The sequence below is a fragment of the Albidovulum sp. genome, from assembly GCF_049646345.1.
Lineage (GTDB): Bacteria > Pseudomonadota > Alphaproteobacteria > Rhodobacterales > Rhodobacteraceae > Albidovulum.
The window spans coordinates 1-9,326 of the sequence record NZ_JBARVQ010000626.1 but is presented as its reverse complement, the minus strand read 5'-3'; the positions used below and the strand labels follow the sequence as shown (position 1 = coordinate 9,326).

Genomic DNA, 9,326 nt, shown 5'->3' with positions numbered 1-9,326 from the left:
GGGGTCTGTACCGATGTGGTGATCCGCGCCCTGCGCACGGCGTTCGGGATCGACCTGCAACTGGCGGTCAACCGCGACATGAAGACGAATTTCACCGCCTATCCCGCCCTTTGGGGACTTTCCCGCCCCGACGCCAATATCGACCACCGCCGGGTGCCCAATCTGGAAACGCTGCTGGGCCGCATGGGCGCGCAGGTTGATCTGACATCGGATCCCGCCCGGTTCGAACCGGGCGACATCGTCACCTCGCGCCTGCCGGGAAACCTGCCGCATATCATGATCGTCTCCGACCGGGTTGGACCCAGCGGCGCGCCGATGGTCGCCCATAATATCGGCGCAGGCGCGCGGGTGGAGGATGCGCTGTTCGACTATCCGCTGAAGGCGCAGTTCCGGCTGACGCCCGAGGTTCTGGCCCGGTTGGCCCGGCTTGGCACGTAATGCTCAGTAGATGTAGCGGATCTGATCGGTCCAGAACCGTTCCATCCGTTTCAGCATGGCGTTCATGTCTTCCACCGTGCTGAAGCCGATGACGCCGCGCGCCTCCATCACCTCGGCATGACGTGCGAAGAGGGCAGATACAGCATCATGCACCCCCCTGCCCTTTTCGGTCAGCCGCACCCGCACAGACCGGCGATCCGCTTCGCAGCGTTCGTGATGCATATAGCCCGCCTCAACCAGCTTCTTCAGATTGTAGCTGACATTCGAGCCCTGATAGTAGCCGCGCGACTTCAGCTCGCCCGCCGTCACCTCATGCTCGCCGATGTTGAAAAGAAGCAACGCCTGCACCGCGTTGATTTCAATCTGGCCAAGCCGTTCGAATTCGTCCTTGATCACATCCAGAAGCAGCCGGTGCAATCGCTCCACCAGCCCGAGTGTTTCGATATAGGAACCCAGAAGCCCCTTCTGACGCGCGCCATCAACCTGAGCGTGAACCGTCATGTTTTTCTCCGCCGTTTCTTGCTGCTGGTGACAACCTCTGCGGAAAGAGAAAAATTTCGGTTAAAAGCGACAAAAATCAGGACCGGGCCCGGTGACGCTCCCACGCGAAGTCCGCAATTTCCGCAATAAGCGACGCGAATCGCTCCGGCGCGGGTGCCGCCCCAGTCATCCATGGGTAGAGATCCTGATCGTTCTCGCCAAGCAGCGCATCATAAAGCGCCAGACGATCGGCAGGCAGATTGGCCAGATGCGCATCGGCATAGGGGCCGAGGATCAGGTCCATCTCTTTTGTGCCGCGCCGCCATGACCGCATGGCGACGCGTTTCAGCCGGGCTTCGGCGGTCTCGCTCATGCGGCGCTCTGGTCCAGCCCCTGACGGAGCTTCTTTTCCAGCCGCCCAAGGCGTCCGGTCATCACCGTCATCGCCGCGCGCACTTCGCGTATCTCGGCCAGAACGCCCTTAATTTCAGCGCTGTCGTCGCCCTCTTCGGTCATCTCGACGCCGTCGCCCTCGCCCGTCAGAAGCCACATCAGCGACACGCCGAGCATGCCCGCCAGCATCTGCAGCCGGTTGGCGCGCGGCTCTTTCGCGTCGGCTTCCCAATGTTCGACGACCCGGGTTTTCACGCCCAGCCGCTGGGCGAGTTCGGCCTGACTGAGACCCGCCGCCTCGCGCGCGGCAGCCAGCCGGTCGCCGAAGGTCGCAGCATCGTTGCTGTACCAGTTTTCGGCGGTTTCCGCAGTCTGTTCGAGCGTATCGGTGGTCATAATAATTCCTTCTTGAAGTCGCTTGCGGGGGATGGAGCGGCAATCTAAGACATGGGCCCGGCGATTACAAACCGGAGTTCCGACAGATGCCCTTCATTTCCGACACACTGGCCCGCGTCAAACCGTCCCCCACGATCGCGGTGACCACGAAAGCGCAGGAACTGAAGGCCGCCGGGCGCGATGTGATCGGCCTTGGCGCGGGTGAGCCGGATTTCGACACGCCCGACAACATCAAGGAAGCCGCCAAACGCGCGATTGACGACGGCAAGACCAAATATACCGCCGTTGACGGCATTCCGGAACTGAAGGCGGCGATCTGCGCCAAATTCGCGCGGGAAAACGGCCTGACCTACACGCCTGCGCAGATCAGTGTCGGCACCGGCGGCAAGCAGACGCTTTACAATGCGCTGATGGCGACGCTGAACCCCGGCGACGAAGTGATCATTCCCGCCCCCTACTGGGTCAGCTATCCCGATATGGTCCTGCTTGCAGGCGGCACGCCGGTTGCCGTCGAATGCGGGATCGAGAGTGAATTCAAACTGACGCCAGCACAACTTGAGGCCGCGATCACGCCGAAAACCAAGTGGTTCATCTTCAACTCGCCCTCGAACCCAACCGGGGCAGGCTATAGCCGCGCCGAGCTGAAGGGGCTGACCGATGTGCTGATGCGCCATCCCCATGTCTGGGTGATGTCGGATGACATGTACGAACACCTTGTCTTCGACGATTTCGAATTCGTGAGCCCGGCCCAGGTCGAACCCGGCCTTTACGCCCGGACGCTCACCTGCAACGGAGTGTCGAAGGCCTACGCGATGACCGGCTGGCGCATCGGTTATGCGGCGGGCCCGGTGGAACTGATCAAGGCGATGCGGACGATCCAGTCGCAATCGACCTCCAACCCCTCATCGGTCGCGCAATATGCCGCGGTCGAAGCACTGAACGGGCCGCAGGACTATCTGAAAGACAACCGCGAGACATTTCAGACCCGCCGCGATCTGGTCGTTTCTATGCTGAACCAGACCAAGGGCGTGAAATGCCCGCGCCCCGAAGGCGCGTTCTATGTCTATCCCGACATCTCGGGCTGCATCGGCAAAACCTCGGCCGGGGGCGCTGTGATCACCGATGACGAGGCCTTCGCGACCGCATTGCTGGAAGAGACTGGCGTCGCCGTGGTCTTTGGCGCGGCCTTCGGGGTTTCGCCGAACTTCCGCGTCAGCTACGCTACCTCGGACGCGGCGCTGGAAGAGGCCTGCCGCCGCATCCAGTCCTTCTGTGCGGGGCTGAACTAGGGGGAAAGGCATGGCGGGCGATCTGCCGGACTACTATTTCCGTATCCGCGAAAACGGTGCTGCGGTTTTTCGGGTGGATACCGAGAACCGCCAGCGACGGATCGAGATGGATCAGATCGCCGTCGTCAATGTGAAGAATGGCGAGATCAAGCCGCAGGGCGACTACAGCCTATCGGCCGAGGATATGGAAACGATCCGCGACTGGCTGGCGGCGCGGCGCGACCTGCTCGCCCGGCGCGATATCGACGATATCCACCGGGCCGTCGATCATCTGAACCTGACCACGCAATGGGCACAGTCGAAGGCCACGGATGCGCAACTGGACGATGTCACCGACGCGCTGTTGCTGGCGATGCACGATCTGCGCGCGGTTCTGGTGCGCAAGAAATCCGAGCGGCTTCTGAATTCCGGCGATGCTGCAACGCCCGGCAAGTCCTGAACCGGCCGTTTCCAGATTGAGGCACCCGTTCCGGGCGCCAAGAGATATCTCGCCCCCCGCAGATGCGGGGGCCTCGGATTCGCCGCCCTATAGCTTGCTCGATACACTTTATCGATCAGGCAGGTCTGATGCGCCCCCAGCGCGCCCAGAAACGCCCCAACAGCAGGACGGAGGCAACGGCCAGACCAATGGTCAGACCAAGCCAGAGCCCGGCGCCGCCAAGCCCTGCCGGGAACGCCAGCAGATAGCTTGTCGGGATACCGATCACCCAATAGCTGATCACCGTGATCCAGAGCGGACCGGCCGTATCCTGCACCCCGCGCAGAAGCCCCAGGGCCATGACCTGTGCCGCATCGAACATCTGAAAGAGCGCGGCCAAGGCCAGAAGCACCGAACCGAAGGCAATGATCCTCTCGGCCCCGGGATTCGCTTCGTCAAGAAATAGGCCCATGATCGGGCCGGGCAGGATCAGAAAGACCGCAACCACCAGAAGCCCGAAGACCAGCGACATCGCGATGGCCGCCACCGCCCCGTCGCGCAGGCCAGCAAAGTCGCCGCGCCCCTCGGCATGGCCAGCCCGCACGGTCGCGGCATTCGACAGCCCCAGATGGACCATGAACGCAAGGGCCGTGACCTCAATCGCGATACCGTGGGCGGCAAGTTCGACCGTGCCGATCCAACCCATCATCAGCGTCGAGGCATTGAACAGCCCTCCCTCAGCGAGCCCGGTCAACCCGACCGGCCAGCCGAGCCGCCAGACCCGGGCAAATCCCGGCCAGTCCGGCCGCCAGAAGCGCTGGAAAAGGTGAAAGCGCCTGAGCTCGGGCTGCCGCGCTGCATAGAGCGCCAACAAAAGCGCGGTGACCCCTTGCGTCACCAATGTCGCCACCGCAGCGCCGCGCACCCCCAGTTCCGGCGCACCCCAATTGCCGAAGATAAGCATCCAGTTCAACGCAACGTTGACACATGCCCCGGCCAGCGTCGCCCAGAGCACCACCCCGGTGCGCTCCAGCGCTGAAAGATAGCCACGCAGCGTGTTGACGATCAAAGCCGGGATCAGGCCGAACCCGGCGATTCTGAGGTAGTCCTGCGCCAGGGTTGCCAGCTCGGGCTTCTGTCCCAGCGCAATCAGGATCGCACCGGACCACCACATCACCGGCAGCATCGCGACACCGAACAGGGTCGAATGCCACATCGTCATCCGCACATCGCGGCGGACCTGAACCTCATCCCCCTTGCCAAGCGACGAGGCCACCATGCCCATCATCGCGATGGAATAGCCCGCCCCGAGAATGAAGAGGATGAAGAATGCCGAGGCACCGAGAACAACCGAGGCCAAAGCCTCGACCCCGTACCAGCCGAGCATCACCGTATCGGTGACATGCAGCACCATTTGCGCAAGGTTCGACCCGACCAAAGGCAATCCCAGCGCAAGAAGTGCACGCATATGTGTGCTGTATGTCGGCCCTTCCGTCATCCCCGAGCCTTACGCGCACCCGCTACCTAGGTCTAGTGGCGCCCGCAGATGATTGATTGTGCCGCTACGACAGCGAGAGCGCACTCTGGTGTACGGATAAATCCCGCGCGGTTGGGCGTCCGCCAGATCACGGTGTTTGACCGCAGGGACCAGATGCGATCATCTCGCAATCCCTGCCGCCGTTTCAGGCCGCGAGCAGCGCCAGACGGATCCGTTCGCGCAGCGATTTGCGCTTCATCGAGATTGAGACGATGAATGCCTCCGGCCCCACCCTGTCGACGATATCGCCCAGTGTCGGCGTTTCGTCGAAAAGCTCCTCGTGCGTGGTCTTGCCGTCGATGGTGACGGTCACGCAGACCCGTGAGATATGGGCCAATGCCCGGCGCCGCCCAAGCCGCGCGCGGTCGATCATCCTAAGTCCTGTCTCGGTCGACAGGCGCTCGATCAGGTCGTTTGATACAGTCATATGCCCCCCTTCCGCCGGACCTGTGAGGGCAGACCCGCCGGAACGATTCAATGCGTCCGATGTGCTGTGATTTACTGGTAACACCTAACGTATTGTTGCTAATTCGCCATAATAAAAATCGCAATAGGCCATAGTGTTGCCACAAAGGAAACGACCGAAACGCGCCGACCATGATCGGATTTCCGCCGACATGTTGGGGTCCGACCCGTCTGACCAGCGGAAATATGCCTATCCCTTGTGCCCATCGGCGATCCGGTGTCTATCCTTTGGGGCGACACAAAGGAGGGGCAGATGGTCCTGTACGGAATCAAAAGCTGCGACACCTGCCGGAAGGCCCTGAAGGCGCTCCAGGAGGCCGGGCATACGGTGCAATTCCGCGATATCAGGGCCGCGCCGCTTGATGTGGCGGAGATTGCCCGGTTCCATGCGACCTTCGGCGAGCGCCTGATCAACCGCGCCTCGACCACCTGGCGCGGGCTTGCCGAAGCCGAACGCGCAGGCCCGCCCGATGCGCTTCTGGCCGCCCATCCGACGCTGATGAAGCGACCGGTGATCGACCGCGACGGCCGCCTGACGCTTGGCTGGGGCAAGGACGTGCAGGCAGTCTATCTGGCATGAAAAAGGCCCGCGCCGGGCGCGGACCTCGAGAGCTTTTAGCCTGCTGGTTCAGAGCAGTTTGAGATCACCCGCCGAAGACCGGCCATCGCGGCCCGACTGCATCTCGTAAGACACTTTCTGATTGTCGGCGAGCGTCTTCAGACCGGCACGTTCGACGGCGGAAATGTGCACGAACACATCCTTGCCGCCATCATCCGGCGCGATGAAGCCGAAGCCCTTGGGGGTGTTGAACCATTTCACGGTGCCAGTGGCCATCCGTTCCTCCTCCGTCGTAGTTCCCCCGGGCATCAGTGCCGGGGTCGTGCAGCCAGGTCTTTCAGGTCTTCCGGCTGCCCCATTGCGAGGGAGGCGGTAGGAAAGTCTGCGGTCACGCACGCCGAATGATGAGCGATTCCTTTAAAAAATCAAGATTGTTGACGAGGAAGGGTTTCAGGCCCGCTTGCAGGCGAGAAAACGGTCAAGCGACAACGGACCAGCCCCCATCAGGACCAGCGTCAGAAGAAGCGTGACCCAGAGCGCCCGCTGATCAAGGATCAAGGATCCGGAGGCCACGTCGAACCAGCGGCCAAGATCATCGCCACCAACGCCATGGCCAAGGACGTCCGTCAGGCTTTGCACAATGACGAAACCGATCATGCCGAGTGCCGCAAACCGGGTGAATAGTCCGACGATGATGAGCAGAGGCAAAAGAACCTCGGCCCATGTTCCGGCCATGACCACAGCCCAGTGGAACGCGGTGAGCTGTGAAAAGTCGTAGCCCGCAGCCTCGATCACCTTGGGGAAAATCTGATAATAGGCGCCGTCCGAAGGTGTGAAGAGCCCGGCAAAACCATCGCCGAACTTGGTACGGGCGGAGTTCCAGAAATAGATCAGCAGTACCGCGGCAAAGGTCAGCCGCGCGAGTGTCGGCAGGGCGGCTGGGGCGAGGCGCGACAGGCCATTGGCGAAGCGGTCATAGAGTGCGATCACGTCTGGTCTCCGGAATTGATGGCGGTGATGGCGCACGTGGCCAGCAGAAGGCCAAGCGTCGCGGTCAGGTCGAATTCGGCACCCGCGTCCAGCGCTTCGGCCACAATCGCGCCACGCATGAGCGCCGTAACGAAAGGGGCGGCGCCGTCGGGCAGGCGATGGGGTTCGGGGTCAAACTCGGGGCGCGCGATCAGGACATCTTCGGCGGTGGCCTCTTTGGGCGCCTCGGTGCCGCGCATATTCGCCGACCAGATCGCATGGACCGGCCAGCGAGAGCGAAGAAGCCGCAATGACGGCGCAAGGCTCAGCCGTGACGCGAGCAGCGCATCGGGGGGAAGTGCCTGAAGCGCCTCGGCCGCCACCGGCGTGGCATCGGCCGCGTGATAGCTCTCGCGCAAGGTCAGTTCCAACCGGGCAATGTCGGGCAGGTAGCCAAGATGCTGAACCGGCGGGAAAGCTTCCAGAAATACCGGCATGTCGCGCCCGTAATGCATCATCAGCGGCGAGGTCGGCGGATGGGCGCGGACATGTTCGCGCGCCATGGCGGTAAAGAACTCTTCGCCAACCAGTTTGCGGATCACCGGAAAGGCCTGGCGCAAAGCCTCGGTCAGCGACACGGTGACATTGTTGCGGTAGACATCGAACCGACGCCCGGCGGGACGGCCCTGCGGGTCGGTCAGACCTGCCGGGACCGGACGTTCCGGGTCCAGCAATGCTGTGCGAAACTCGGTCTGGCTCATGCCAGGACCTTGTCGAGGATGCGGGTGGCGCGGGCGGCCTCTTCGGCCAGCACTGGCCAGTCGGGCACGTCATTGTCCCATTCGATGAGCGTGGGCTTCGGGCCCGACCGCTTGATCGTATGGGTGTAGAGCTGCCAGACCGGGTCGACAACCTCGGACCCATGCGCGTCGATCAGCAGGGGCGCGCCCATGTCGTCGGTATCCTCGTCATGACCACCCAGGTGAATCTCGCCCACCAGATCATGCGGGAAGCGGTCGATATAATCGTAGGGGTCTGTCTGCCGGTTGGTGCAGGAGACGAAGACATTGTTGACGTCCAGCAGCAGGCCGCAGCCGGTGCGCTTGGCGATCTCGGTCAGAAACTCGATCTCGCCCATATTGGTCTCGGCGAAGTCGAGATAGACGGATGGATTTTCCAACAGCATGCGGCGGCCGACATGGGTTTGCACCTCGTCGATATGATCCGCGACACGGGCCAGAGTTTCGGGCGTATAGGGCAACGGCAGAAGGTCGTTCAGGAATTCAGCGTCATGGGTGGACCATGCGAGATGTTCGGAAAAACTCACCGGATCGAGCCAGTCGCAAAGATGCTTCAGACGGGCGAGATGATCGCGGTTCAGGGGGCCCTCTCCACCGATGGAAAGGCCGACACCGTGGACCGAGATCGGGAAACGTTCGGCAAGATGGCGAAGCTGTGCCAGCGGGCGGCCACCATCGCCCATATAGTTCTCGGCGTGAACCTCCAGCCATTTGACAGGTCCGGCATCCTTCAGGATATCGGCGAAATGCTGGGGCTTGTAGCCGATGCCGGGCCGGGGTGGCAGATCACGCTTGGCGGATTGGTCGAGCATGGTGCCCCCTCAGGTCGGCGTCAGTCTAGGATCGTGGCGGGCATCCCCGGGCAAAGCGCCCGGAGATGCCCAATCAGTCTCAGCCCTGCGGCAGGTCGCGGTCAAGCGCTTCGAGCGAGCCCATGCGGCCGTCCGGCAGTTCCATCGTGGCGCAGGTGCCAGCCGGGACCAGCGTCCAGGCGTTGCCCTGATAGTCCACTTTCGAGGTGCCGGCGCAGGTCGTGCCCGGGCCCGCGGCGCAGTCGTTCTGACCGGCGAGCGAAACGCCGAAGCACTTTTCCTTGTCGTCCGCGGCAGCAGCCGGGGTCACGAAATGCGCGGTGAGAGCAGCAGCGAGCGAGCCAGCAACGGCGAGGGTCTTCATCGAATGAGACATGGGTACTTCCCTTGTTAATGTTCAGTTCGTCGTTCTTGCGACAGGTTGGACCCTAGCCGCTGGCCGTCGGGCTTGGCCATTCACGAAGCTGTGGGGCCACAACCGCGTGAAGTTTTGAAACACTTTCAGGTGGCAAAAAACCGCCGAAAATCAAACGGGCGCCCCCGGAGGGACGCCCGCAAGAACTTGTTTTTACTTACTTTTCAGACCCGGAGGCGTTGCCTCAGCGGTGAAGGCATCAAGGGCCGCGGCAAGGTCCATCGCCTCGGTCCGGTTTTCGCCGAGCCGCCGGACTGAAACAGTCCGGGTCTCAACCTCCTTCATGCCGATGGCCATGATCACAGGGACTTTACCGACGGAATGCTCGCGCACTTTGTAATTGATCTTCTCGTTC

The 9,326-nt window shown here is 62.3% G+C and carries 15 protein-coding genes; 4 read left to right on the top strand and 11 right to left on the bottom strand.

The window, feature by feature from the left end:
• The coding region (locus WBB85_RS16350; protein WP_432639660.1) for a DUF1287 domain-containing protein at window positions 1–438 on the top strand (438 nt) is incomplete at its 5' end.
• 3 nt (window positions 439–441) lie between these two features.
• On the opposite strand, the gene WBB85_RS16345 is transcribed toward WBB85_RS16350, so the two are convergent.
• The 3 genes from WBB85_RS16345 to WBB85_RS16335 all read right to left on the bottom strand — a co-directional run bounded on the left by WBB85_RS16345 (window position 442) and on the right by WBB85_RS16335 (window position 1,707).
• Window positions 442–939, bottom strand: coding sequence for a MarR family winged helix-turn-helix transcriptional regulator (locus WBB85_RS16345; protein ID WP_432639659.1), 498 nt, complete (start codon window positions 937–939; stop codon window positions 442–444).
• 76 nt (window positions 940–1,015) lie between these two features.
• Window positions 1,016–1,291: a succinate dehydrogenase assembly factor 2 gene (locus tag WBB85_RS16340; RefSeq protein ID WP_432639658.1), complete on the bottom strand. Its 276-nt coding sequence runs from the start codon at window positions 1,289–1,291 to the stop codon at window positions 1,016–1,018.
• Window positions 1,288–1,707 carry a helix-turn-helix domain-containing protein gene (locus WBB85_RS16335; protein WP_432639657.1) on the bottom strand — a complete coding sequence of 140 codons (420 nt, stop codon included), beginning with the start codon at window positions 1,705–1,707 and terminating at the stop codon, window positions 1,288–1,290. The genes WBB85_RS16340 and WBB85_RS16335 overlap by 4 nt, the downstream gene beginning before the upstream one ends.
• A gap of 86 nt (window positions 1,708–1,793) precedes the next feature.
• Between WBB85_RS16335 and WBB85_RS16330 the strand changes: the two genes are divergently transcribed.
• Both WBB85_RS16330 and WBB85_RS16325 read left to right on the top strand, forming a co-directional pair.
• On the top strand, window positions 1,794–2,996 hold the full coding sequence (locus WBB85_RS16330; RefSeq protein ID WP_432639656.1) for a pyridoxal phosphate-dependent aminotransferase: 1,203 nt from the start codon (window positions 1,794–1,796) through the stop codon (window positions 2,994–2,996).
• Between the two features lie 10 nt (window positions 2,997–3,006).
• Entirely contained in the window at window positions 3,007–3,435 is a 429-nt protein-coding gene (locus tag WBB85_RS16325) for a hypothetical protein (protein WP_432639655.1), read from the top strand.
• 115 nt (window positions 3,436–3,550) lie between these two features.
• Here the strand turns inward: WBB85_RS16325 and WBB85_RS16320 are convergent, their stop codons facing one another.
• Together WBB85_RS16320 and WBB85_RS16315 are read right to left on the bottom strand one after the other, a co-directional pair.
• On the bottom strand, window positions 3,551–4,912 hold the full coding sequence (locus WBB85_RS16320) for an MATE family efflux transporter (RefSeq protein ID WP_432639654.1): 1,362 nt from the start codon (window positions 4,910–4,912) through the stop codon (window positions 3,551–3,553).
• A gap of 184 nt (window positions 4,913–5,096) precedes the next feature.
• Entirely contained in the window at window positions 5,097–5,378 is a 282-nt protein-coding gene (locus WBB85_RS16315) for a hypothetical protein (RefSeq protein WP_432639653.1), read from the bottom strand.
• Between the two features lie 291 nt (window positions 5,379–5,669).
• Here WBB85_RS16315 and WBB85_RS16310 point away from each other — a divergent pair, with 291 nt between their 5' ends.
• Window positions 5,670–5,996 carry an arsenate reductase family protein gene (locus WBB85_RS16310; protein ID WP_432639652.1) on the top strand — a complete coding sequence of 109 codons (327 nt, stop codon included), beginning with the start codon at window positions 5,670–5,672 and terminating at the stop codon, window positions 5,994–5,996.
• 48 nt (window positions 5,997–6,044) lie between these two features.
• On the opposite strand, the gene WBB85_RS16305 is transcribed toward WBB85_RS16310, so the two are convergent.
• From WBB85_RS16305 to WBB85_RS16280, 6 genes are all read right to left on the bottom strand, one after another.
• Window positions 6,045–6,251, bottom strand: a complete 207-nt coding sequence (locus WBB85_RS16305) for a cold-shock protein (protein ID WP_432639651.1) — start codon at window positions 6,249–6,251, stop codon at window positions 6,045–6,047.
• 174 nt (window positions 6,252–6,425) lie between these two features.
• On the bottom strand, window positions 6,426–6,965 hold the full coding sequence (locus WBB85_RS16300) for a DoxX family membrane protein (protein WP_432639650.1): 540 nt from the start codon (window positions 6,963–6,965) through the stop codon (window positions 6,426–6,428).
• Window positions 6,962–7,705 (bottom strand): HvfC/BufC N-terminal domain-containing protein, encoded by a 744-nt coding sequence (locus tag WBB85_RS16295; protein ID WP_432639649.1) that lies wholly within the window; start codon window positions 7,703–7,705, stop codon window positions 6,962–6,964. Before WBB85_RS16295 ends, WBB85_RS16300 begins: the two co-directional genes overlap by 4 nt.
• The gene (gene bufB, locus WBB85_RS16290; RefSeq protein WP_432639648.1) at window positions 7,702–8,556 is read right to left on the bottom strand and encodes an MNIO family bufferin maturase; all 855 of its coding nucleotides are present in this window, start codon (window positions 8,554–8,556) and stop codon (window positions 7,702–7,704) included. Before bufB ends, WBB85_RS16295 begins: the two co-directional genes overlap by 4 nt.
• Before the next feature lie 79 nt (window positions 8,557–8,635).
• The gene (locus WBB85_RS16285; protein ID WP_432639647.1) at window positions 8,636–8,932 is read right to left on the bottom strand and encodes a BufA1 family periplasmic bufferin-type metallophore; all 297 of its coding nucleotides are present in this window, start codon (window positions 8,930–8,932) and stop codon (window positions 8,636–8,638) included.
• A 192-nt stretch (window positions 8,933–9,124) separates the two neighbouring features.
• A partial coding sequence (locus WBB85_RS16280) for a His/Gly/Thr/Pro-type tRNA ligase C-terminal domain-containing protein (RefSeq protein WP_432639646.1) occupies window positions 9,125–9,326 on the bottom strand: 202 nt, incomplete at its 5' end.